Below are 23,153 nucleotides of genomic sequence, written 5' to 3'. Positions count from 1 at the left end.
GAGCCACGCCATGTGGCTGCCCACGCACGGCCCCGCGGCCGAGTTCGCCGCGCGGTACCTGGACGTCCACCGCGCCTTCTACGACCGCACCATCACCCCGGAGGCCCTCGACGGCTGGCGGTCGCGTCAGCTGCGGACCGTCCTGGAGCAGGTCGGCAGCGGATCACCCTTCTACGCGAGGCACTTGAAGGACGTCGACCTCGCCTCCGTCACGCCCGGCGACCTGACCGCGCTGCCCTTCACCACCAAGACCGACCTCCGCCGGGAGATGCTCGACGTCCTGAGCCGGCCGCTGGCCGACGCGGTCTTCTTCTACGAGACGACCGGGACCACCGGCGCCGCCACCCCCTGCCCGCGCGACGGCCGGGAGGTCGTCGCGAGCAACGCGCACGTCACCGAGTCCTGGGCGTCGATCTTCCGGCACCACTTCGGGGACCACGCCCCGAGGATCGGGCTCATGGGACCGACCGAGGTGCACTCCTTCGGGGACACCCTGGGGGACGTGGCCCGCAACACCGGCTCCATGAACGCCAAGATCTGGCCGTACTCCCCGGTCATCGGCTTCCAGAAGGCCCTCCAGCTGATGCGGGACCTGGAGCTGGAGGTCATCTGCTGCACCCCGGGCGTCGCGCTCACTCTCGCCAAGGCGGCCGAGCACTTCGGCTACGACCTGCGCCGCGACTTCGCGGTCCGGCTGCTGTTCGTCACCGGCGAGATGTGCACCCCGGCCCTGGCGCGGAACCTGGAGGCAGTCTGGGGCGCCGACGTGCACAACATCCTGTACGGCTCCCAGGAGGCGTTCGTGATCGCCACCTCCTGCCGCAACAAGCGGATGCACCTGTCCCAGACCAACTACCTGATCGAGGTGGTGGAACCGGAGAGCGGGAGGTCCCACGGGGCCCGGGGCAGCGGGGAGCTGACCGTCACCATGCTGGTGGACGGGGTCAAGCCGCTCGTCCGCTACCGCACCGGCGACGTCGTGGCGATCGAGGAGCCGTCCGGCTGCGACTGCGAGATGCCGGGCGACCTGGTGCGGATCGTCGGACGCACCCTGGACCGGCTCGACCTGGGCGGGCGTCGGTTCACGGCCGGCCAGATCGAGACCGCCGTGATGACGGGCGTGACCGGTGCCGCCGGGTATCAGGTCGTGATCGAGCGGGACGCGGACGGACAGGACCGGCTCACGGTCCGGCTCGAACTGCTCAAGGGCCTGGTGGACGACCCCGCGGGCGTCGCGGACGGGGTGTGCGACCGGGCCGCCGCCGACCTGGGCGTGCCCGTGCGGGCCGAGCTGAGCGACGGGCTCGACCCGATCGTCAGCACGGGCGCGTTCGTCAGCTGGAAGGCCGCGCGGATCGTCGACCGGCGTACCGAGCCCGACCACGAGACCAAGGTGGCCCAGAAGATGGCGGTGAACCGTGGCTACACCCGCTGACCTCGCGCCCGCCGAGGAGTACCGGGCGCGCTGGACCGAGCTGACCCGGCAGTGGGCCGAGCAGCCCGGGTGTTCGCTCGGGACGCTGGGGCCCGCCGGCACGTCGAGTCATCTCACCGCAGTCTCCCTCGCGGAGCGGTACGGGCTGCGCCTCGCGCTGCTGCCCAGCTTCGACGCCGTGCTCAGCGAACTCGTTTCGCGGAAGGTGGAGTTCGCCCTCGTGCCCAGTGCGTACCAGGGGCTGACCAGGTTCCACTGGCACGGCGGCCTGCGGCTGCGGGCGTTCTTCGCCCAGGCCACTCCGGAGTACGGGATCGCCGCCCGGGCGGACGACGAGCCCGGCCCGCCCCCGGGGACCGGGCCCGTCTCGGTGGCCGCCATGTGGGAGGTGCGCCGCATCTACGCCGAGGTCGCGCCCGCCGGACTGGGTGACCGGCCGGTGCGCTGGGTCGACGCCGGGTCCACCCAGGACGCCGCCGCGATCCTCGCGCGCGGCGGCGCCGACCTGGCCGTCACCAACGCCCCCGGCGTCCGCGCCCACCGGCTGCGCTGGGTGGCCACACGCCCGGGCGCGGAGGTCGTCTGGACGCTCTTCGGACACGCCGACGCCTGACACACACCACGGGAGCCTCCCTCATGTCACGCAAGACCCTGCTGCACGACGCCACCGTCCAGGAAGGACGGGGCAGGCCCTCGCTGCCGCACCGCAGTGTGCTGATCGACGGGGAGCGGATCGAGGCCGTCCTGCCCGTCGACCTCGCCCCGCTGCACGACCCCGGGGTGGACGTCCTCCACCTCGGCGGACGCACCGTCATGCCCGGGATGACGCTCGGGCACACGCACATCGCGTACCTCGACGTCCTCGACGGGCGGGAGATGCTGTTCAAGTACTCCGTCCCCGAACTCACCCTGGCCGCCGCCGAGAACACGACCCGGCTGCTGTCCCTCGGCTACACCGGCTTCGTCGGCGCGGGCTCCGTCTCCGGCATCGACATGGCGCTGCGCAAGGCCGTCGACGCGGGGCGGCTGCGTGGCCCGAGGATCACGCCGTGCAGCCGCGACCTGATGGTGTCGGGGCCGCCCGAGCGGCGGAACGGGGAGGTGAAGAAGCGGATTCCGACGGACCTGATGCGGCTGGCCGACACCCCCGAGGAGATGGCCGAGTACGTCGCCGGGGAGATCGCCCAGGGCGCGGAGATCGTCAAGGTGTTCTCGTCGGGGGACGACACCTTCCCCAACGGGCGCTCCCATGAACTCCTCTTCACGGCAGAGGAGCTGGTCGTCGCCGCGCGTACCGCGCACGAGCACGGGGCGCGCATCCGGGCCCACTCGCGGGGACTGGGCGGGATCCGGAACGCGATCGCCGCCGGGGTGGACGTCATCGACCACGCCACCTACGCGGACGACGCGGCCCTGGAGGCCGTCGCGGAGCGCGGCATCTTCGTGGTGCCGAGCCTCTACCAGCCGCACATGCTGCTGACCACCGGGACCCGGCACGGCAAGACGCCGGAGTACCTGGAGACCCTGGAGTTCCAGGCCGAGATCGACAACACGCTGCGGATCCTGCCGCTCATGGCCGAGATGGGGATCCCGGTCGTCGCGGGCGACGACTTCGGCTTCGCGTGGACCCCGCACGGGACGTACGCGCGAGAGCTGGAGCTGTACGTCACCATGGCGGGCATTCCGGCGCCGACCGTGCTGACCTGGGCCACCGCCAACGGTGCGCGGCTCGCCGGGCGCGGCGACGACGCCGGGACCGTGCAGGCGGGGCGGCTCGCGGACCTCGTGGTCACGGACGGGGACCCGGCCGAGGACATCGGTGTCCTGAGCCGGCCCGGCGGGATCGAACTGGTGCTGCTCGGTGGCGAGGCGGTCGCGGGGAGCGCGGAGCCGTACCGGGCGGGCGTGGTCGAGGGGGTGAGCGTCCGATGACCGCAGCCGGTACGGCTCCGGCCGCCGGGACGGCCCCGGGAGCGTCTCCCACGGGGCGGGGCGGGGTGCTGCCGGTGCTCGCCGTCGGGGCCTTCGCGATCGGCACCGACACCTTCGTGGTCGCGGGGGTTCTGCCGGAGGTGGCCCGTGACCTGGGCACGAGCATCGCCGCCGCCGGGTGGGTCAGCACCGTCTTCGCGCTCACCTACGCCGTGCTCGCGCCGGTGCTGGGGGCGCTCACCGGGCGGCTCGAACGCCGTACCGTCCTGCTGATCTCGCTGCTCGGCTTCGCCCTCGGCAACCTGGCATCGGCGCTCGCGCCCTCGCTGGGCCTGCTGCTCGCGGCCCGGGTCGCCACGGCCGCCAGTGCCGCCCTGTACATTCCGGCGGCCTCCGCCACGGCCGGGTTCCTGGCCGCGCCCGAGCGGCGCGGGCGGGCGCTCGCGGTGGTCCTCGGCGGACTGTCGGCGTCGACCGTGGCGGGGGTGCCGTTCGGGACCTGGCTCGCGGCGGGGGTGAGCTGGCAGGCGACGTTCTGGCTGCTGGCGGGACTCGGCGTGGTCTGTGCGGGAGCCGTGGCGCTGTGCCTGCCGCAGGTGCGGCTGCCGGCCGCGCCCGGGCTTGCCGCGCGGCTCGCCCCGGCACGGGACCGGCGGGTGCTGGTGACCGTCCTGACGACCCTACTGTTCATGACGGGCGGGTATCTGGCCCTCACCTACATCGGGGCGGTGCTCGCCCCCGCGACGGGCGGGGACGGTACGCGACTGTCCCTGCTGCTCCTGGTCTTCGGCGTGACCGGTGTCGCCGGTACGGCGCTGGGCGGGCGGGCGACGGACAAGGCGGGCGCGGTGCCGGTGCTGCTGGCGGCGCTGGGCGGACTGGTCCTGGTCCTGGTGTCCCTCCCGTACGCCCGGGAGGGCATGGTGGGGGCGGGACTGGCCATGGCGGTGTGGGGGGTGACCGCGATGGCCACGCAGCCGCCGCAGCAGCACCGGCTGTTCTCGGTGGACCCGGGCTCCGGGCCGCTGCTGCTGTCGCTGAACTCGTCCGCGACGTTCGCGGGCATCGCGCTGGGCGGCTTCCTAGGCGGCCAGATGCTCACGCACGGCGGCGGCGGGGCCCTGCAGGCCCTGGGGCCGGTGGGTGCGGGCGTCGCCCTGCTGGGCGGGCTGCTTACGGCGGCGACCGCACGGACAGGCTGGAACACGAGCCCGCCCGGCGCCTGAGGGCGCGCTCCCCCGGTCTCTTCGAGCAGGGGGTCTCCCACGGCGGGACGGCGGGGGCCGGGCACAGCCCGGACACGGGCCCAAGTGGCTCCCCGCGACCGGCCGGAAGTGGTCACAAGCAGGCGGCCCCGGCCGCCCTAGCGTCGGACGGGTCGTCACCCGTCCCCAACACCCCGTACGCGAGGACTTCCCATGCCCCTGACGGTCACCGTCGACCCGCGGATCCACGAGCGCGCCCCCCACTACGCCCTCGGCCTCATCGCCGTACCGGCGATCGACGTCGCGGGGGCCGAGCCCGCCGTGGAGGCGCTGCTCACCGACGCGGAGGACGCCCTGCACGCGAGGGCGCTCGGCAAGGCCGACGTGGCCGCGCTGCCGACGGTGGCCGCCTGGCGGGACACCTACCGGGCCTTCGACGTCAACCCCAACCGCTACCCCTGCGCGGCCGAGTCGCTGCTGCGGCGGGTGGCCAAGGGCGACCGGCTGCCCCGTATCAACGCCCTCGTCGACCTCTGCAACGCCGTCTCGCTCGCCGTCCGGCTGCCCGTCGCCTCCTGCGACGTGGGCGACATCGACGGCACCCTGGCGGTGCGGCCCGCCGACGGCGGCGAGGTCTATCTGCCGCTCGGCGCGCCCGAGGCCCCCGAGCACCCGGAACCCGGTGAGGTCGTCTACGCCGACAGCCGGGGGCGGGCTCACTCGCGGAGGTGGAACTGGCGGCAGAGCGACGTGATCAAGACCGACCGCGGGCGCCGCAGGCTGCTCCTGACCGTCGAGGCGGTGCACGAGGGCGGACGCGCCGGGGTGGAGGAGGCGCTGGCGCGGCTCGCGGACGTACTGGACGGGACCGGGTCCGGTGCGACGGCGGACGGGCGGCGGGAGCAGCCCCTCGTCCTGGACCGCGCCGCGCCGTCCGGCGAGCTGTTCACCGCGCCGGCGGCCACGGCCGTCCGCTGACCACGCCCCCAGCCCGCAGAGATCCGGAGATCCCCATGGACCAGACGCAAGACCACCGCTCCGTCCTCGTCGTCTACCGCCCCGCCGCCGGCCGCTACACCGCGCAGTTCCGCGCCGTCGTCGACGCCGCGGCCGGGCTCGGCGTCCGCACCGTCGTCCTGCTCCCCGAGGGCTGGGAGGCCCCCGAGGCCGCGGAACTGCCCCGGTACCACGCCGACCTGGAGGACGCGGCCTCCGTGCGGGCCGCGGTCGGCCACATCGTCGCGGAGCACCGCATCGAGCGGATCTTCCCGCTCTTCGAAGGCGACGTCCTGCCCGCCGCCCGCTGCCGCCGCGACCACGGCATCCCGGGGCTCACCCCGGACGAGGCGCTCAACTTCCGCGACAAGAACGTCATGCACCGCAGGGCCGAGGAACTGGGCATCCGGGTCGCCCGGTCGGTGCGGCCCGACACGGTCGGTGCCGTGGCGGAGTTCGCGGAGGAGGTCGGGTACCCGGTCGTCGTGAAGCCGTACGCGGGCTGGGCCTGCGGCGACACCTACCGGGTCGACGACCGCGGCCATCTGGACGCGGTCTGGCGGGAGATGGGCGACGACCGGCACGAGTACCGCGTCGAGGAGTTCGTCAGCGGCGCCGAGTACCACGTCGACGCGCTGATGCAGAACGGCGAGATCGTCTTCGAACAGCTCTCGCAGTACACCTACTCCGTCCTGGAGTACGCCGACGAGCCGGGCGGGACGATCTCCCGGAAGCACGGCATCTCGGAGCGCGAGCAGCGGATCCTGGACCTGAACGCCGTCGTGCTGCGCGGCTTCGGGATGCGTACGGGCGTCTCGCACGCGGAGTTCTTCCTGCGGGACGACGGCGAGGTGGTCTTCGGGGAGGCCGGGGCGCGGGCCGGTGGCGGGTCGATCGTGCCCGCCGTCGAGGCCGGGCGCGGCATCAACCTGGCGGGCGAGTGGTGCCGGCTGGAGCTGGACCCGTCCCACCGGCCCGCCGCCCGTCTCGGTCCTGAGATCGGCACCGAGTACCTCGGCTCCGACAAGTACGGGCGGATCACCGGGATCTCGACCCGCGAGGACCTGATGACGCTCGACTCCGTGCTCGACGCGGACGTCTGGAAGTCGGTCGGGGACGTGCTCGCCCCGCCCACCCGGTCGAACGACGTCCTGGGCTGGTACGTCTGCGAGGGCACCGACTTCGAGGACGTCCGGGCCCGGTTCAAGACCGTCCGGGACGCCTTCCGCGTCGAGACCGAGCGGGACTGAACGCCCGTGTGGATGACGAGATTCAGGGAGTTACCGCTCGCGCTGCGGGTGCTGTTCCTCGCCGCCTTCGTCAACCGGGCCGGGATGTTCGTCTTCCCGCTGCTCACCGTCTACCTGGTGCGGGGCAAGGACCTCAGCCCGGGCCAGGCTGGGCTGATGATCTCGGTCGGCAGCACGGGACTGCTCGTCGGCAGTCTCCTCAGCGGCCCGCTGTGCGACCTGCGGGGCCGCCGCCCGGCGCTGCTGACCGCGCTCCTGCTGAACGCGGCCGGGTATCTCGGCCTGGCCACCCTGGACGGGCCGCCGTGGACGTACACGGCGCTGCTGTTCGCCGCCCTGGTCGGCATGGGCATGTTCGGCCCGGCGTCCAACACCCTGATCGCGGACCTCACGACGCCCGAGCAGCGCCCCTTCGCGTACACCGTCAGCTACATCGGCAACAACCTGGGCATGGGCATCGGGCCGCTGCTCGGCGGGGTGGCCGCGGCCTACTCGTACCACGTCATGTTCGCCGGGAACATCGTCGCCGGGCTGCTGTGCGCGGCGCTCATCGCGGTGTGGGTCCCGGCGGACCGAGCGCGGGGCGAGGGCCGGGGCGGGAGTGAGGACGAGGGCGCGGGGCGGCAGGCGCGGAGCCCCGCCGAGGCCGGGGCCGGGAAGGCGTGGACCGGGCACGGGCATGTGCTGGCGCTCGTGCTGATCTCCTTCTTCTACGTCGCCCCCCTCATCGGCATCGAGTACACCCTGCCGCTGGCCATCACCACCGTCCTCGACGAGTCCGCGAGCCTCGTCGGCGTCGTCTACACCATCAACAGCGTCGTCGTGGTCGGCCTCGGTCTCGTCGCCGAGAAGCGGATCCCCCGGTACGGGACGAAGTCCCTGCTCGTCGTGTCCGGTCTGCTCTGGGCGGCCGGCATGGCGGCCATCGCGTTCTTCTTCTCGCTGCCCGCGATCCTGCTGTCCACCGTCGTATGGACGCTCGGAGAGATCATCGCCTCCGTCGTCGTGCCCACCTACATCGCGGACCACGCCGACAAGCGCCGCGTCGGCAGTCTCATGGCGCTCAACGGGTTCGTGCTGGGCGTCGCCCGCCTGGTCGTCCCCGTGGGACTCGGCACCCTCTGGCAGTTCCAGGGCCACGGGCCGGTCTTCTTCACCCTGCTGGCCTGCCCCCTCGTGGGCATCGCCGCCTTCGCGCTGCTGCGGGTCAGGAACTCCCCCGCCGCCGCGCCCGCCACCGAGCCGACGCACCCGTCGGACACGGCATCAACCACCGCATCACCCACCGGAAAGCAGACATGACGCACACGAAGTTCCTGCTCCCCGAGGACCGCATCCCCACCACCTGGTACAACGTGGTCCCCGACCTTCCCGCCGGGCTGCCGCCCATGCTGCACCCCGGCACCAAGGAGCCGCTCACCGAAGCGGACCTGGAGCCGCTGTTCCCGGCCGAGCTGATCGCCCAGGAGTTCAGCACCGCCCCGGACGTCGACATACCCGGTGCCGTCCTGGACGTGTACCGGCAGTGGCGGCCCGCCCCGCTGATCAGGGCGCGGCGGCTGGAGAAGGCGCTGGACACCCCGGCGCGGATCTACTTCAAGTACGAGGGCGTCAGCCCGGCCGGCAGCCACAAGCCCAACACGGCCGTCCCGCAGGCCTACTACAACCAGCGGGCAGGCGTCGGGAAGCTCACCACGGAGACGGGCGCCGGGCAGTGGGGCAGCTCCCTCGCCCTGGCCTGCTCCTACTTCGGCCTCGAGTGCGAGGTCTACATGGTCAAGGTCAGCTACCAGCAGAAGCCCTACCGGCGCGGCCTGATGGAGACCTTCGGCGCCAGCGTCACCGCCAGCCCTAGCGAGCTGACCGAGGCGGGCCGGGCCGCGCTGGCCGAGGACCCGGACTCCACCGGCAGCCTGGGACTGGCCATCTCGGAGGCGGTGGAGGCGGCGCTGAAGAGCGGCGGCACCGCGAAGTACGCCCTGGGGTCGGTCCTCAACCATGTGCTGATGCACCAGACGATCATCGGCCAGGAGGCCCTGCTCCAGATGGAGATGGCCGAGGACTACCCGGACGTGGTGATCGGCGCCGCGGGCGGCGGCTCCAACTTCGGCGGCCTGGCCCTCCCGTTCCTGCGGGAGCAGCTGGGCGGCGGCCGGCCGGTGCGGGCGGTGGCCGTTGAGCCGTCGTCCTGCCCGTCCATGACCAAGGGCAGCTACGACTATGACTTCGGGGACACCGCGGGCCTCACCCCGCTCACCAAGATGCACACCCTCGGCCACGACTTCCGGCCGCCCAGCATCCACGCGGGCGGGCTGCGCTACCACGGCATGGCGCCGATCGTCAGCGCCCTGAAGGAGGCGGACCTGCTGGAGGCGCGGGCCGTACCGCAGACCGCGTGCTTCGAGGCGGGCGTGACCTTCGCGCGCAACGAGGGCATCGTCCCGGCGCCCGAGTCCACGCACGCGGTGCGGGCCGCCATCGACGAGGCGCTGGCGGCCCGGGAGGCGGGCGAGGAGCGGACCGTGCTCTTCACCCTGTCCGGACACGGCCACTTCGACATGCAGGCGTACATCGACTACTTCGCAGGCAAGCTCCAGGACTGATCCCGCAGGGACCGACCGTTCTGGACCGAACCGACCTGGACCGAACCGATCGGGACCACGGGCGGCGGGCGTCCCGGTTCTCGCCCGCCGCCCGTGCCATCACGGGGGAGAGACACAGTGCGAAAAGAACGTGCCGTCATTCTCGGTATATCCGGTTCCGAACGGGCCGGGGGCAACACCGACCTGGCCCTCGACCACGCGGGTGAGCTGGTGCGGTCACGGGGCGCCGAGTTCCACGCCGTCCGGCTGCGTGAGCACCGCATCTCGCCGTGCAGCCCCTGCGGCGACTGCAACAACCGCCTGAACCCGTGCGCGCTGCCGGACGACATGCCCGGCATCGTCGAGAAGATGAAACAGGCCGACGGGATCATCTACGCGGTGCCCGTGCACGGCTTCGGCCTGGCCCACCTGATGCAGATCTTCATCGAGCGCGCGGGTGTGGGCTATCTGCGCTTCGAGCGCCCGCTGGCCGACAAGGTCGGCGGGATCATCGTCACCGGCCGCCGCTACAGCGACTCGGCCGTGCACGACCAGCTCGTCAACAACCTGCTGCTCAACCGCATGATCCTGGTCGGCAGCGGCTTCCCGGTCCTGATGCGCAACACCTCGCCGGAGCCGGGCCTGCACGACACGGAGGGCCTGGACGCGCTGGAGCGCATGGTCCACCGGATGGTCGACATGGCCGAGATGCTCAGGGCACACCAGGAGGTCACCGGCCGCCCGCCGCTGCCCCGGCTCGACCTCAACGAACGGATCCGGCGCCGCCGCGGGATGCCCGCGGCGCAGTCCCCGATCACGTCCACCCCCTCGTGAACCTCTCGCGACCCCGAAACCTCCCGGAGGTAAGACACCCCATGACCACGACCGCCCAGCCCGCCGCCGCCCCGGAGCAGGCCCTGCCCGTCCTCGTGGGCATCGACTTCGACAGCATCCCGTGGGAGGCCTGGCACAAGCCCGGCGCCGACGGGCGGGTGAAGATCGCCTACGCCGGTGATCTGCGGGTCCGGCTGATGGAGCTGCCCGCCGGCTTCGACGAGCACGAGTGGTGCCTGCGCGGCCACCAGGGCTACGTGCTGCAGGGCGAGTTCACCATCCACTTCGACGACCGGTCGGTGCCCTGCCGTCCGGGCATGGGCTTCGTCATCCCCGACGACGAGCGGCACCGCTCGCAGGGTGCCGACGGCGAGCCCACCGTCGTGTACGTCGTCGACCGGGTACCCGCACCCGTCACGTCCACCGGCGACGCGGCGATCAGCGAGCTGCGGCGCTCCATCGACGTACTGGACGGCCGGATCGTCAGCCTGCTCGCCGAACGCACCGACGTGGTACGCACTCTGACGGAGCACAAGAACGACGAGGTCGCCGTCCGCTCCAAGGGCCGCGTCGAGGAGGTCGTGGCCCGGGTGCGCGCGCTCGCGGAGGAGCGCGGGATGCCGCCGGGCATCGCGGAGGCCACCTACCGCACCCTCATCGACGAGCTGACCGGCCTCCAGCTGGACCGGCTCGCGGAGCGCCGGGAGGGCGCCGCCCCCGGGGGACGCGCGTGACCCGGCGGAACCTCGCCGACCTGCGTACCGCGCTCGCCGCGCTCGACTCGATGCCCGGCGGCCTGGTGCGGGTGCGGGAGGAGGTCCCCGCCCGGTACGGGGTCTCCTCCCGGTACGCCCGGTGGGCCGGGGTACCTGCCCCGCCGCCCACCGGGCCCGGGCCCGCCGTCCTGTTCGAGCAGGTCACCACCGAGTCCGGCGAGGCGGGGGCGGTGCTGATGGGCCTGTACGGCACCCGAGAGCGGGCCGCCGCGCTGCTCGGGCTCACCCCGGCGGAGCTGCCCTGGCGGCTGCTGGACGCGGTGGCCTCGCCGGTGGCCCCGGTGCCGGCGGCGGACCCGTCCAGATGGCCGCGCACCTCGTACCCGCCGGACCTGACCAGGCTGCCGGTCCCGGTGCTCACGGACGAGGACGCCGGGCCGTATCTGACGCTCGGCGCGGTCCTGGCCACCGACCCGGACACCGGCGTGCGGAACCTGTCCGTGCACCGCATGTGCGTGCGCGGGCCCGACCTTCTGACGATCTGGATGGTGCCCGGCCGCGACCTGGAGCGCGCACACCAGGCGGCGCGGCGGCGGGGCGAACCGCTGCCGGTCGCCGTGCACCTGGGCCTGCCGCCCGCCGTGCTGCTCGCCTCGACGTGCCCGGCCTCGCTGGTGCCGCCGGAGCTGGACGAGCTGGCGGTGGCAGGGGCTCTGGGCGGGGCGCCCGTGGAAGTGACGCCGTGCCGGACGGTCGAGGCGGAGTGCGTCCCGCAGGCCGAGTACGTGCTGGAGGGCGAGCTGCTGGCCGACATCCTCCCGGAGAACCCGGACGGGCCCGCGTCGACCCCCGAGTTCCTCGGCTACCAGGGCCGGGCACACCCCGGGCTGCCGGTCATCAGGGTCACCGGGATCACCGCCCGCGAGGGCGCGATCCTCCAGGCCGTCTCCGGGCCCGGTCACGAGCAGTCCGTGCTGCTGGGCTTCGGCATGGAGGCCGCAGTCATCGACCGGCTGCGGCAGCTCGGCGCCCCGGTGAAGGCGGCGCTCAGCCACACGGCGGGCGGCGGCCAGCTGATGCTGGTGATCCAGTGGCACGCCAAACGCTGCGCCGCGGACGACGCGTTGGTGCGGGACGCGTGCGAGACGGTCCTGGAGGAGTTCCGGATGGCGAAGCTGGTCGTCGCGGTGGACGAGGACGTGGACCTGGAGTCGGACACGGACCTGTGGTGGGCGATGACGACCCGGCTCCAGGCGGACGTGGACGTGGTGGTGCTGCCGGACCGGTACGGCTTCCCCCTGGACCCGACGCAGACCCCCGCGTACACCAAGACGGTCTCGGCCGACGGGCGCACCGCGAAGGCGGTGTTCGACTGCACGGTGCCGTTCGCCCAGCGGGAGCGGTTCCGGCGGGTCGAGTTCACGGGCGACGGCGGTTCGGTCCGGGACTCCGTTCCGTCTCCCGTACCGCCGCCGCCAGCAGCGCCACTCCCTCGGTGATCCGGGCGACCGGCAGCGCCGCGTAGCCCATCAGGAACGCCGGCTCGCGCGGCGGGTCCTGCACGTAGTACCCGGACGCGGGGTAGACCCGCACTCCGTGGGCCGCCGCGCGGCGGGCGATCTCCGGCTCGGGCGCGCGCCGGGCGCCGGTCAGGGTGACCAGCACGTGCAGGCCCGCCGCCTCGCCCGAGACCCGCACCCCGGCGCCGAAGTGCTCGTACAGCGCCTCCAGCAGGCGGCGTCGGCGCTGCCGGTACAGGCGGGTCATCCTGCTGATGTGCCGGGTGTACGCGCCGGACGCGATGAAGTCCGCGAGCGCCTCCTGGCCGATCGTCGGGGTCAGCCGGTCGGTGATCCACTTGATGCCGAGGAACGGGTGGACCAGGTGCGGCGGCAGGACCGCGTAGCCGATGCGCAGGGCCGGGAACAGGGTCTTGCTGAAGCTGCCGACGTACGCGACGACGTCCCGGTGGCGGCCGGAGGCCAGCGCGGGCAGACGCTCCCCGGAGAACGTGAACTCGTTGTGGTAGTCGTCCTCCAGGACCGTCGCGCCCCGCCGGTGCGCCCAGTCCACCAGTGCCGACCGGCGCGCCTCGGACATGACGCAGCCGGTCGGGAACTGGTGCGACGGCGTCACGTACACCAGCCTCACCCGGCCCGGGTCGTGCCCCCGGGCCCGTACGCACGCGTCGATGTCCTCGACCCGCAGCCCCTGTTCGTCCACCGGCACGGGCACGACGGCGGCCTCCGAGAAGCCGAAGACCTGCCGCAGCACGGTGTGGCTGGGGTCCTCGATCACCACGACGTCCCCGGGGCGGACCAGCAGCCGGACGAGGATGTCCATGGCCTGGGTGGCGCCCGTGGTGACGACGATCCGGTCGGGCGGGGCGTCCAGCGCGCGGCTCTGCCGGACGAGCGCGGCGATCTCGGCGCGCAGCGCGGGCGCGCCCTCCGCGTGCCCGTAGCCGAGGGCGGTGGCGTCGGCCCGGGCGTAGGCGGCGGCCAGCGACTGCCGCCAGCGGGCCACCGGGAACGCGGCCAGCGCGGGCGTACCGTGCCGGAAGTCGAGCGCGCCGCCGCGGTGATGCATGGGCGGGGGCTCCCAGGGCTGCCAGAGGGGGTGCCCGTCGTCGGTGGGGCGCGGCGGGCGGGGCGCGAGCGGGGCCCGGGAGACGGGCGGCGGGTCCGCGGCGGGGGCCTGCCCGGCGACGACCGTGCCCGAGCCGCGCCTCGCGGTGAGGACGCCGCGGGCTCGCAGCAGCTCGTACGCCCTGAGGACGACCGTCCGGGACACGCTCAGCTGGCGGGCCAGCTCCCGGGTGGCGGGGACCCCGTCCCCGGGGCGCAGGCGGCCCTCCCGGACCAGTCCGGTGACCTGGTCGCACAGCTGCTGCTGCAGCGGTACGGGGCTGTCCCGGTCCAGATGGACCAGCAGCCCGGCCGCCGCGGTGACCCGCTCCCCCATGGCGGGATCGTAGCGAATGCCCCGCCCCGCCCCTCTCCGGAACCGGAGCTCGGCCCCGGCCACCCGGGCTCCGCCGACCAGGAGACCTCCGGGGTCCGGGCCCCGGCCCGTCCGGCGTCCGGGCACGGGCGCCGCCGCTCGCGGGAGCGGGGCCCGGGTCCGCACCCCTTCGCGCGGCGGAGCCGCAGATCCACACAGCCGTGGGGGGACGGGGCGGAGGACGACCGCCGTTCAGGGGCGGAAGGTTCGGCCATCCGGCGGCGGTACGGTGCGCCGGTGCGCGCGGGCCCGCAGAGTGCCTGTCATGACGCGTATCCGAAGGGCCTGGCTGAGCGCCGCGGTGCTGCTGGCGCTCACCCTGCCCGGTACTCCCGCCCTGTCCGCACCCTCCGTCACGTCACCGGCGGCGCCGCGGGCCACCCACCCCGGTCCCGCCTGCGTGGCCACCCCGAGGCCGCACGGGAAGGCCCGCGAGATCGCCGAGATCGTGCGGGCGACCCGCGAGGAGCTGGGCCTGAAGTCCGCCCTGGTGAAGGTGACCGTGCACGGCCGGGAGATCGTCACCACCGCCGACGGAGAGGCGCTGGCCGGCGTCCCCGCCACCCCCGACCGGCACTTCCGCGCGGGTGGCGTCGCCATCCCCTTCCTCAGCACCGTGCTGCTCCAGCTCGTGGACGAGGGCCGCGTCGGCCTGGACGCGCCCGTGTCCCGCTGGCTCCCGCACCTTCCGCACGGCGACAGGATCACGCTGCGGATGCTCGCCAGCTCCACGTCGGGGCTGTACGACTACGTGACCGACCCCGGCTTCCTGGCGGCCCTGTACGAGGATCCGTTCCGCCAGTGGACGACCAGGGAGGTCGTCGGGATCTCGACCGGGCAGCCGCTCTGGTACGAGCCCGGCACCAACTGGAGCTATTCGCACGCCAACTTCCAGCTGCTCGGCGCCGCTCTGGAGAAGATCACCGGCACCCGGCTGGACAAGCTGCTCTGGCACCGGGTCTCGCGCCCCCTGGGCCTGCGCGAGACCCGCAACAGCTTCACCCCGGAGATGCCGCCGCCGGTGCTGCACGCCTTCACCAACGAGCGGGACATCCACGAGGAGTCCACCTACTGGAACCCGTCCTGGACGATCCGCGCCGGGGCCGTGCTGACCTCTGACGTCTGCGACATGGCGCGGGCGGCGCGGGGTCTCGGGTCCGGTGAGCTGATCTCCCGGGAGGCGTACGCGACCCTGCTGAACCCAGGGACGGTGGGCATCGGCGGCCCGACCGCCACCTGTCCCGCCACGGTGTGCCGCGCCCAGACCGAGGCGTCCCACTACGGGCTCGGCGTGGTGGTCCGGGAGGGCTGGGTGTTCCAGAACCCGCTGTTCTCCGGGTACGGGGAGGTGATGGCGTACCTGCCGGAGAAGGACGTGGCGATCGCGGTGGCCACGACGATCGGCCCGTCGTCGCCGGACACGAACACCGCCCAGACGGTCGCGTCCCGCGTGGCGGCGGTCGTGACACCGGGACACCCGTTGTTCGGCTGACGCGGGCCGAGGGCCCGGCCCGTCAGCCCGCGTCAGCCGGACGTGGTCACGACGGGCCGGGGCCACTCAGTACGCTTGCGTACATGTACGGCTACGAGCAGACCCCGGGTGCCCAGCAGCAGTACGCCCCGCCGCAGCAGGGATACGGGCAGCAGCCCCCGCTGTACCCGGAGCCGTCGCCGCCGTCGCTCGCGGACGCGGTGCGCGCGTTCACGACCGGGTCGCTGTCGTCCGAGGACTTCCAGCAGATCTTCGCGACGTCCAAGATCTACTGCCCGCGTGGTGACAACCCCGGGTTCCTGGCGCTGCACAACACCCAGCAGCCGGTCATCCCGATGTTCTCCACGCTCAAGCAGCTGCGGCGGTACGCCGGCAAGGAGTCCAAGTACTTCGTGATCACCGGCGCGGAGGTGCTGGACCTGCTGCCCACGGGCTACGGCTTCGTCCTGGACATGGAGGGCGACCACCGGATCGTCTTCGACGCGAAGGCGGTCGAGGAGATGGTCGACTTCGCGATGCGGAGGATGTACGGGTAGGGACGCCGGGGCCCGTGTCCGGGCCCGGTGCCCGTGGGCGGGCGGCGCGCCTCGGGGTTCTCGGGCGGGGACCCGCCGCTCTGCCGGGGGGCCTGCACGCGCACGGTACGCACCATGGTGCCGCAGCGCCTGCTCATGTCGTCGATGTCGGATGTGACGATGACGCGCGGCTTCGGACGGTTCAGGGCTGTGGCCGCGACGACCGCGCACTTGTGGCCGCGCAGGCCGGCGTCTCTGAGCAGACCGATGGCGTCCCCTGTGATCGTGTCGGTCACGGGGAGAGCCTCCGGACGGGATGCGACGTGGCGGAAGCGCGCCGCCTCCCCCCGTGCGTGGCACGCCTAGGTGGGCGTCGGACTGCTGATCGCCACCGGGCCGTCCCTGGCCTGAGCCGTGCGGACCAGGCCCGGCACCTCCGGATCCCTGTGCACGAGCCTGCTCAGCCCCTCGCCGTCGAGCAGCACGACACCGTGCCGACCTTCTGGGCGTAGCTCTCACCCGAGCGCTCGTATGCCTCTGCCCTGCCCGTACCCGGAGGGTGGTGACGCGGGTAGTGACCGGCGGCCCTGTCTCCCCCGGAATGCTGAACGCAGCACATACGTTCCCCATGACAGGAAGTTCAGGTTTCAACTAATCTGGGCTCAGGACACACCAGCCCTGGAGGTCTCCATGCCTGCCGTCACCGTCGAGAACCCGCTCACCCTGCCGCGCGTCTCCGCGCCCCTCGGCGTACCGGCCCGGAAGGTGCGCGCGGTGACCATCGCGCCCAGCGGGTTCGAAGGGGAGGGCTTTCCCGTGCGCCGGGCCTTCGCCGGGATCGACTACCGCTACCTGGACCCGTTCATCATGATGGACCAGATGGGCGAGGTCGACTATGAAGCCGGCGAGCCGAAAGGGACCCCTTGGCATCCGCACCGGGGCTTCGAGACCGTCACGTACATCATCGACGGGACCTTCGTGCACCGGGACTCCCATGGCGGTGGCGGCACCATCACCAACGGGGACACGCAGTGGATGACGGCGGGCTCGGGCCTCCTGCACATCGAGACCCCTCCCGAGGAGCTCGTCATGTCCGGCGGCCTCTTCCATGGCTTGCAGCTCTGGGTGAACCTGCCGGGCAAGGACAAGATGACCGACCCCCGCTACCAGGACATTCGCGGTGGCAGCGTCAAGCTGCTGACCTCCGGCGACGGCGGCGCACTGGTGCGGGTCATCGCGGGCGAGCTGGACGGACACGAAGGCCCCGGCATCACACACACCCCGATCACGATGATCCACGCCTCGGTGAACCCGGGTGCCGAGGTCACGCTGCCCTGGCGGCCCGACTTCAACGCCCTGGCGTACGGCCTCGCGGGCCGGGGCTTCGCAGGCGCGGAGCGGAGGCCCTTCGGGATGGGGCAGTCGGTTGTCTTCGGCGACGGCGATTCGCTGACCATCCGCGCGGCCGATGGCCAGGACTCCCGCAGCGCCAACTTCGAGGTGGTCCTGCTCGGGGGCCTGCCGATCCGGGAGCCGATGGCGCACTACGGGCCGTTCGTGATGAACAGCCATGCCGAACTGGTCCAGGCGTTTGAGGACTTCCAGGCGGGGCGGCTGGGGGAGGTTCCTACAGGGGAGTTCTAGGAGTCCCATTGGTCGAGAGAGCCGCCTGCTCCTGCTTCCCGGGGCCAACCGCCGTAGCGGTTGGCCCCGGGAAGCTTTCTTGGTCTCCTCGTAATGGGCCGTGTGGGTGACCTGCGGCGATGGGTGCTGCAGGTCGCTGACCTGGGCTTTTACCGATGGCCGGTGATGGGGTGCGACGGTCTCGACCGGGTGTCCTGCGGATTGCGGGCGGTCTGCTGGCTGTCATCACGGAGGCCCTGACCCATTGAGCCAGGAGGCGCCGTAGGCAGCAGAGGCCACCGAGAGCAAGAGGATTGATCCCCAAACAACACCCGGACGTCTCCTGGCAAGCGTGATGGCGACTGGGAAGAGGAGAGGGAAGGCTGGCATCAGGAGCCGTGGCTTGGATCCGAAATAGCCAGAAGCGCCTACAGCCAGCAGGGTGATGATGGCTGAGTAGACCCAGATCGCGGGAATAGGAAGCTGTCTCATCCCGACTACATGTGGCCAGGCTGCCAGAGCCAAAATGAGGGCGAGCACGATTATTGATATAACAACGGATCCGCTGAGATTTCTTGCCGCGAAACGCGAAAATGCCCAGCCGAAGTCGAACCCGTTTCCCCACTCCTTCTGAATTTCTAGGTAGGCCAGTAATTCATTCCTCTGGGTGCCGACCCATAGGATGTAAGAGGAGGCTCCCGCAGGTGCGAGCAGGCAAGCGAAGATGCGCCGGAATATGAGCCGTTGAGGAGCTCGCGGCGAGGAGCGCGTGAATGAGATGACTGCTGTGACGATCAGTGCTAATGCCACGGCCAGTCCGACTGGACGTGTGAGGCCGGCTAGGGCGGCGAGTAGACTGGCAGTGATCCACCGCTCGGAGACGATGCAGTAGATTGCCCAGGCCGCAAGCGCGACGAACAGGGATTCGCTGTACGCCATGGACTGGACGATACCCACAGGCAACGCGCCCCACAGGCTTACGGAGATAGTGGCGACGCGCGTGCTGTAGAGGGAGGCGACTTTGAAAATTCCCCATGCGGCCGCGATCGATGCCACAGCGCTGATTGCCAGTCCCGCATTGGCGTAGTTGAGCGGCGTGGCCCATGCGAAGCCTTTCTCAAGCCACGGAAGCAGGGGAAAGAAGGCCATATTGGAGAGCAGGCGGCCATCTGGGGCCTGCAATACATAGTCATAGCCATGCTCGGCCACCCGGGCGTACCATAGTGAATCCCAGCGCTCGGAGAGGAGTGCTTGAGCATCCTTTCCGGACAGCTGACACCAAATGCCGAGAGCTGCAAGGCCGACGATTTTCATCGATATGAAGATCGTAAGCGCAGGTATAGCGTGTGCTAGGGAGCTCGGAAATGGTGCCGTGGGAGCACTTGCCGCTCCGTGGGATGTGCTCTCTGAACGAGCCAGGGAAGCGGTTGGCACGTGTTGTTGATCTCCTTGTGCATGCATCAATTGGGTGGGTGATTATGGGCGGCGACTCGATGGTCACAAAGCTGGGGCAGAGTGGTCTTCACTCTGCCCCAGCCCTGCACTTGATGAGATGCGATGTCCATCTCAACTGAGGCTTCTACTTCACCTGGACAACGACATCGACAATCTTGAAGGTGCAGTCCGAAGCGTAGACACGGGTCTTCTTGGTGGTGGTAATCCACTGGGTATACCGGTCGTAGTCGGCCCAGCTGCAGATGGACCTAACCCGCCAGGTTCCCGAGCCGGTGCATTCGGCCCAGCCGCCGGTGTCCCCCATGCTGGTCGTACACGACAGGGCCTGCTCGCCGGCGCTCGCATTCGGGACGGAAAGCCCTAGCAGAACAGTGGCACCGACCACTGCGGCGGCGATCCTTCGCCTGTTCATTCATCCTCCCCAGAGACGGCCACAGGGCGTGGCACGTACGGATCCTGCACCATTCGCCTACTCAAGATCTACCGCAGATCGAATGTTGACTGAAAGCATGCAGGACTCGGAACGCGATGCTCAAGCATGTCCGGATTATCGCTTCGTGAGGTCCGGGGATTGCCTGCGCGTCATTACGTCGCCTTAAGTCTGTTTTGCCCCTGCCGTGTCCATGTGTAAATCAGTCACATGAGTGTCTTGATCTGTGAGGGTGAGCCCTCGATCCCTGTCGGCTGCGATCAGTGCTCAAAGGCTTGTTTTAAGTCATCGCCGTTATTTAGGTTGATCGTGGGGAGGAGTCGATGCATGCTGCGTACATGCCGCATTTTGCGGCTATTTCTGGGGAGGAAGAAATGAACAAGAGAAGGATCGCCGCCGCAGTGGTCGGTGCCACTGCGCTGCTCGGGCTTTCCGTCCCGAATGCGAGCGCCGGCGAGCAGGCCCTGTCGTGCAAGACCAGCGTAGGAAACACCGGCGGCTGGGCCGAATGCACCGGCTCGGGAACCTGGCGCGTGCTCTCTATATGCAGCTTCGAGCAAGACAGGTACGGAACTTGGGGGACACAGAGTGGCGGGACCACGCGCAGGTATGCGCCTGACTGCACCTGGGAGATGGCCAGCGTGCGAGTCGAGATGAAGTGACAGATGCGCCGGGCAGGCGTTCCTTTCTTGCCTGCCCGGCGCTCCTTCGTTTACGCCCTCCAGCTAGCGCTCCGCCATAATTTGCGAAATGCGCTGTCGTGAAATGCCAAGGATCAAGGCAATCTCTGCCCCTGAGATGCCCGACTTCTTTAGATCCCTAACCAGCTTCTTGTGCGCCTGTGAAGACTTTTCCTGAGCTCGCCGCGCCTCCAGGGCTGCCTCAACGACGTTCTTTTTGTCGCCCTGTAGTGGTGTTCCTAGATCAATGTCCAGCTGCACATTTACAGAGCTAGGGTCGGATTCTGTCCTCTCGGCGATGAAGTCTCGCGCAGTGCTCATTGCCTGTGTCAATCGACGCACCCACACCTCTCCCGATTCCGGGATGTCCAGTCGCCAACCTCGACCCGTTAGGGTCGCCTGAACTCGGTAGATCCTGTTTTCAGAAGCGAGCTCCATACGTGAGATGTTAAATCGGTATTACCGTGTTGGTCAAGCGCCCTTGACGACCCAGTTGAGCTCTCTCTGCCCGCACATCGGCTGTTCAGCGATAGGCCCGAGAGGCCGGAGGGCGGGCCACCTCGGTATCCGGGTTGGCCCTGCCCGGGGCAGCATCGTTTCAGGCGCGGCCGAGGGTGCGGGTGAGCCAGTCGGCCTGGTGCCATTCGTTGGTGTTGAGGGTGCCTCGGGCGTCGATGAGCTTGGGGGTGGTGGCGCGGGGGGCGAGGCGGTGGGGGGTGATGTGGGTGTACTGGGGCCACTCGGTGAGGTGGAGGAGGAGGTCGGCGTCTTCGGCGGCGGCGATGGCGTCGTCGGTGTAGTCGAGTTCGGGGTGGAGCTTGCGGGCGTTGTCGAGGGCCTTGGGGTCGGTGACGGTGACGGTCGCGCCGAGGTCGTGGAGGGCCTGGGCGACGGCGAGGGCGGGGGAGTCGCGGATGTCGTCGGTCTCGGGCTTGAAGGCGGCGCCCCAGACGGCGATGCGCTTGCCGCGCAGGTCCGAGCCGAGTTCCTCACGGGCGAGGTCGATGACGCGCTGGCGGCGGCGGGTGTTGACGGTGTCGGCTTCGCGGAGGATGCCGACGGCCTGCCCGGCGTCAAGTTCGTCGGCGCGGGTGATGAAGCCGCGGATGTCCTTGGGCAGGCAGCCGCCGCCGTACCCGAGGCCGGGGCGCATTCCGCGGCGGCCGATGCGGGTGTCGTGCCCGAGGATGTCGGCGAGCTCGGCGACGTTGGCGCCGGACTTCTCGCAGACCTCGGCCATCGCGTTGATGAAGGAGATCTTGGTGGCGAGGAAGGAGTTCGCGGCGCCCTTGGCGAGTTCGGCGGTGGCCCAGTCGGTGACGATCGTGGGCGTACCCGCGTCGATGAGCTGCGCGAACGCCTGCCGCAGCAGGGCCTCTGCCCAGGTGTTGGCGGTGTTGAAGCCCAGGACGAGGCGGTCCGGCCGCAGTGTGTCCTCGATGGCGAACGACTCGCGGAGGAACTCGGGGTTCCAGGCGACCTCGATCGCGTCGCCTGCGGGTGCGTGCTCGTGGAAGGTCTTGGCGACCCGGGGGGCGGTCCCGACGGGGACGGTGGACTTGACCGCGACGACGGCCGGGCGGTTCAGGTGCGGGGCAAGCCGGTGGGCCGCGTCGAAGAGGTGGCTCAGGTCGTAGGCGTGCGTGCCGGGCTGCTGCGGGGTGCCGACGCCGATGAAATGGAGTTCGGCGAACTCGGCGGCTTCGGCGTACGAGGCGGTGAAGCGCAGGCGGCCGGTGGCGGTGTGCTTGGCGAGGAGGTCGTCCAGGTCGCGTTCGAAGAAGGGGGCCTGGCCGGTGTTGAGGGTGTGGACCTTGTCGATGTCGGAGTTCATGCCCAGGACCTCGTGGCCGAGCTCGGCCATGCAAGCGGCGTGGGTGGCGCCGAGGTAACCGCAGCCGATGACGGTCATCTTCATGGCGGGTCTTGTCCCTTCGGGTGGGGCCGCCCACAGCGGCCCCACCTGTTCCCCCGCCTCGCTGCGGCGGGGTGCTCAGGAGGGCCTGGCGGCCAGGTAGCGGTTGATCCCGTCCCGGATGAACGGCGGGATCGTGAGGATGTCGAGGTGCTCGGGGGCGAAGAACTGGAGCTTGACCCCCTCGGTGAGGGGCAGGGCGGTCTCGTCGCCGTCCCAGGTGTTGGCGAAGAAGGTGATGACCTGGCCCGAGCCGTGCTCGTCGCGGATGGCGAACAGCTCTGTCAGGGGGGCGGCGGAGAGGCTTGCTTCTTCGTCGAGTTCGCGGACGATCGCCTCGGCGGGCGCCTCCCCGGGGTCGCAGCCTCCGCCCAGCAGGCTCCAGTGGGCGGGCCAGGCGATGTGGGGCAGGTCGTCGCGGAGGTGGAGGAGGAGTTCGCCGCGGCGGTTGGTGATGATCGCGACGGCGCCGCGGGCGGTGGGCGGCTCCTCGGCCGGGGTGGTGTCGGAGTGCATTCCGACACGCTAGTGGGGCGGTTGGGGATCATGCGGTGGCCCTGCTCGCTTCGTTCGAGAACCAGGCGGCTGCCATGAGGGCCTGCATGCGGGTGCGGTCGAACCGGCCGCCGGGTTTCAGGCCGCCTTCGAGGAGGGGGCGGAAGGCGTTGGGGGCGTCGGCGAGGGCGGTGGTGATCTGGGCGTTGGCCCATGCGGCGAGCTGGCCGTTGAGCCAGGTGGGGATGGGGGAGGCGAAGCCGAGCTTGTCCCGGCTGGCCCAGATCTCGTGGGGAAGGCCGAGGGCCTTGGCCGCGTCCCGCAGGATCCGCTCGCCCTGGGCCGGATCCGTGATCTTGTACTCGGCGGGGTCAGCTGGGCATGAACCTCTTCCACCGCCTCGGCGAAGCGCCACGAGGAGGACCTGAAACGGAACAAGTCGGCGCAAGGGCTGTCAGCAAGGCGGAACAGGAGCGTCGTAATCGGTGTGGCCCTTGACCGAGCCTCGCCCGCTCCTTGCGCTCGGCCATGGCCGGAGGACACCCGCAGGAGTGCCCCACCCTGGATGCGGGGGACAGGAAGACACGACCGTCGC

At 71.0% G+C, this 23,153-nt stretch carries 22 protein-coding genes; 15 read left to right on the top strand and 7 right to left on the bottom strand.

What is annotated here, in order from left to right; all coding sequences use genetic code 11:
• Positions 1-10 precede the first annotated feature (10 nt).
• From I3F58_RS12720 to I3F58_RS12670, 11 genes are all read left to right on the top strand, one after another.
• A complete protein-coding gene (locus I3F58_RS12720) occupies positions 11-1,435 on the top strand; it encodes a phenylacetate--CoA ligase family protein (RefSeq protein ID WP_240108462.1) in 1,425 nt (474 codons plus the stop codon).
• Positions 1,419-2,048 carry a hypothetical protein gene (locus I3F58_RS12715; protein WP_240108461.1) on the top strand — a complete coding sequence of 210 codons (630 nt, stop codon included), beginning with the start codon at positions 1,419-1,421 and terminating at the stop codon, positions 2,046-2,048. The genes I3F58_RS12720 and I3F58_RS12715 overlap by 17 nt, the downstream gene beginning before the upstream one ends.
• Before the next feature lie 23 nt (positions 2,049-2,071).
• Positions 2,072-3,367, top strand: coding sequence for an amidohydrolase family protein (locus I3F58_RS12710; RefSeq protein WP_240108460.1), 1,296 nt, complete (start codon positions 2,072-2,074; stop codon positions 3,365-3,367).
• Complete coding sequence (locus I3F58_RS12705; protein ID WP_240108459.1) at positions 3,364-4,593, top strand: MFS transporter; 1,230 nt, start codon at positions 3,364-3,366, stop codon at positions 4,591-4,593. The genes I3F58_RS12710 and I3F58_RS12705 overlap by 4 nt, the downstream gene beginning before the upstream one ends.
• A 192-nt stretch (positions 4,594-4,785) precedes the next feature.
• Positions 4,786-5,550 carry a B3/4 domain-containing protein gene (locus tag I3F58_RS12700; RefSeq protein ID WP_240108458.1) on the top strand — a complete coding sequence of 255 codons (765 nt, stop codon included), beginning with the start codon at positions 4,786-4,788 and terminating at the stop codon, positions 5,548-5,550.
• A 35-nt stretch (positions 5,551-5,585) separates the two neighbouring features.
• Positions 5,586-6,818 carry an ATP-grasp domain-containing protein gene (locus I3F58_RS12695; RefSeq protein WP_240108457.1) on the top strand — a complete coding sequence of 411 codons (1,233 nt, stop codon included), beginning with the start codon at positions 5,586-5,588 and terminating at the stop codon, positions 6,816-6,818.
• 12 nt (positions 6,819-6,830) lie between these two features.
• On the top strand, positions 6,831-8,120 hold the full coding sequence (locus tag I3F58_RS12690) for an MFS transporter (protein WP_240108456.1): 1,290 nt from the start codon (positions 6,831-6,833) through the stop codon (positions 8,118-8,120).
• Positions 8,117-9,421: a TrpB-like pyridoxal phosphate-dependent enzyme gene (locus I3F58_RS12685; protein WP_240108455.1), complete on the top strand. Its 1,305-nt coding sequence runs from the start codon at positions 8,117-8,119 to the stop codon at positions 9,419-9,421. Before I3F58_RS12690 ends, I3F58_RS12685 begins: the two co-directional genes overlap by 4 nt.
• A gap of 117 nt (positions 9,422-9,538) precedes the next feature.
• Positions 9,539-10,234: a flavodoxin family protein gene (locus I3F58_RS12680; RefSeq protein WP_240108454.1), complete on the top strand. Its 696-nt coding sequence runs from the start codon at positions 9,539-9,541 to the stop codon at positions 10,232-10,234.
• 41 nt (positions 10,235-10,275) lie between these two features.
• The gene (locus I3F58_RS12675) at positions 10,276-10,968 is read left to right on the top strand and encodes a chorismate mutase (RefSeq protein ID WP_240108453.1); all 693 of its coding nucleotides are present in this window, start codon (positions 10,276-10,278) and stop codon (positions 10,966-10,968) included.
• Entirely contained in the window at positions 10,965-12,449 is a 1,485-nt protein-coding gene (locus tag I3F58_RS12670; RefSeq protein ID WP_240108452.1) for a UbiD family decarboxylase, read from the top strand. The genes I3F58_RS12675 and I3F58_RS12670 overlap by 4 nt, the downstream gene beginning before the upstream one ends.
• Here I3F58_RS12670 and I3F58_RS12665 read toward each other — a convergent pair.
• The gene (locus I3F58_RS12665; RefSeq protein WP_240108451.1) at positions 12,370-13,914 is read right to left on the bottom strand and encodes a PLP-dependent aminotransferase family protein; all 1,545 of its coding nucleotides are present in this window, start codon (positions 13,912-13,914) and stop codon (positions 12,370-12,372) included. The two genes, I3F58_RS12670 and I3F58_RS12665, sit on opposite strands and share 80 nt — an antisense overlap.
• 304 nt (positions 13,915-14,218) lie before the next feature.
• Here I3F58_RS12665 and I3F58_RS12660 point away from each other — a divergent pair, with 304 nt between their 5' ends.
• On the top strand, positions 14,219-15,445 hold the full coding sequence (locus I3F58_RS12660) for a serine hydrolase (RefSeq protein WP_240108450.1): 1,227 nt from the start codon (positions 14,219-14,221) through the stop codon (positions 15,443-15,445).
• An 83-nt stretch (positions 15,446-15,528) separates the two neighbouring features.
• Complete coding sequence (locus tag I3F58_RS12655) at positions 15,529-15,981, top strand: SseB family protein (RefSeq protein WP_240108449.1); 453 nt, start codon at positions 15,529-15,531, stop codon at positions 15,979-15,981.
• A gap of 341 nt (positions 15,982-16,322) precedes the next feature.
• Here the strand turns inward: I3F58_RS12655 and I3F58_RS29375 are convergent, their stop codons facing one another.
• Positions 16,323-16,445, bottom strand: coding sequence for a hypothetical protein (locus tag I3F58_RS29375; RefSeq protein ID WP_275678455.1), 123 nt, complete (start codon positions 16,443-16,445; stop codon positions 16,323-16,325).
• Positions 16,446-16,650: 205 nt separating this feature from the next.
• On the opposite strand from I3F58_RS29375, the gene I3F58_RS12650 reads away from it, so the two are divergent.
• The gene (locus tag I3F58_RS12650) at positions 16,651-17,604 is read left to right on the top strand and encodes a pirin family protein (RefSeq protein WP_240108448.1); all 954 of its coding nucleotides are present in this window, start codon (positions 16,651-16,653) and stop codon (positions 17,602-17,604) included.
• A 225-nt stretch (positions 17,605-17,829) separates the two neighbouring features.
• Here I3F58_RS12650 and I3F58_RS12645 read toward each other — a convergent pair whose 3' ends face one another.
• Entirely contained in the window at positions 17,830-18,897 is a 1,068-nt protein-coding gene (locus I3F58_RS12645) for a hypothetical protein (protein ID WP_240108447.1), read from the bottom strand.
• 909 nt (positions 18,898-19,806) lie between these two features.
• On the opposite strand from I3F58_RS12645, the gene I3F58_RS12640 reads away from it, so the two are divergent.
• On the top strand, positions 19,807-20,130 hold the full coding sequence (locus tag I3F58_RS12640) for a hypothetical protein (RefSeq protein ID WP_240108446.1): 324 nt from the start codon (positions 19,807-19,809) through the stop codon (positions 20,128-20,130).
• A gap of 63 nt (positions 20,131-20,193) precedes the next feature.
• On the opposite strand, the gene I3F58_RS12635 is transcribed toward I3F58_RS12640, so the two are convergent.
• From I3F58_RS12635 to I3F58_RS12620, 4 genes are all read right to left on the bottom strand, one after another.
• Positions 20,194-20,586, bottom strand: coding sequence for a hypothetical protein (locus I3F58_RS12635; protein WP_240108445.1), 393 nt, complete (start codon positions 20,584-20,586; stop codon positions 20,194-20,196).
• Positions 20,587-20,746: 160 nt separating this feature from the next.
• Entirely contained in the window at positions 20,747-22,066 is a 1,320-nt protein-coding gene (locus tag I3F58_RS12630; protein WP_240108444.1) for a UDP-glucose/GDP-mannose dehydrogenase family protein, read from the bottom strand.
• A gap of 75 nt (positions 22,067-22,141) precedes the next feature.
• Positions 22,142-22,579 (bottom strand): NUDIX domain-containing protein, encoded by a 438-nt coding sequence (locus I3F58_RS12625; RefSeq protein WP_240108443.1) that lies wholly within the window; start codon positions 22,577-22,579, stop codon positions 22,142-22,144.
• A gap of 28 nt (positions 22,580-22,607) precedes the next feature.
• A complete protein-coding gene (locus tag I3F58_RS12620; RefSeq protein ID WP_240108442.1) occupies positions 22,608-22,973 on the bottom strand; it encodes an asparagine synthase-related protein in 366 nt (121 codons plus the stop codon).
• Positions 22,974-23,153: the final 180 nt, after the last annotated feature.

Origin of the sequence: Streptomyces sp. MUM 203J (assembly GCF_022414595.1) — a bacterium.
Lineage (GTDB): Bacteria > Actinomycetota > Actinomycetes > Streptomycetales > Streptomycetaceae > Streptomyces.
The sequence above is the reverse complement of the archived record's forward strand: the minus strand, read 5'-3'. Positions and strand labels throughout refer to the sequence as shown.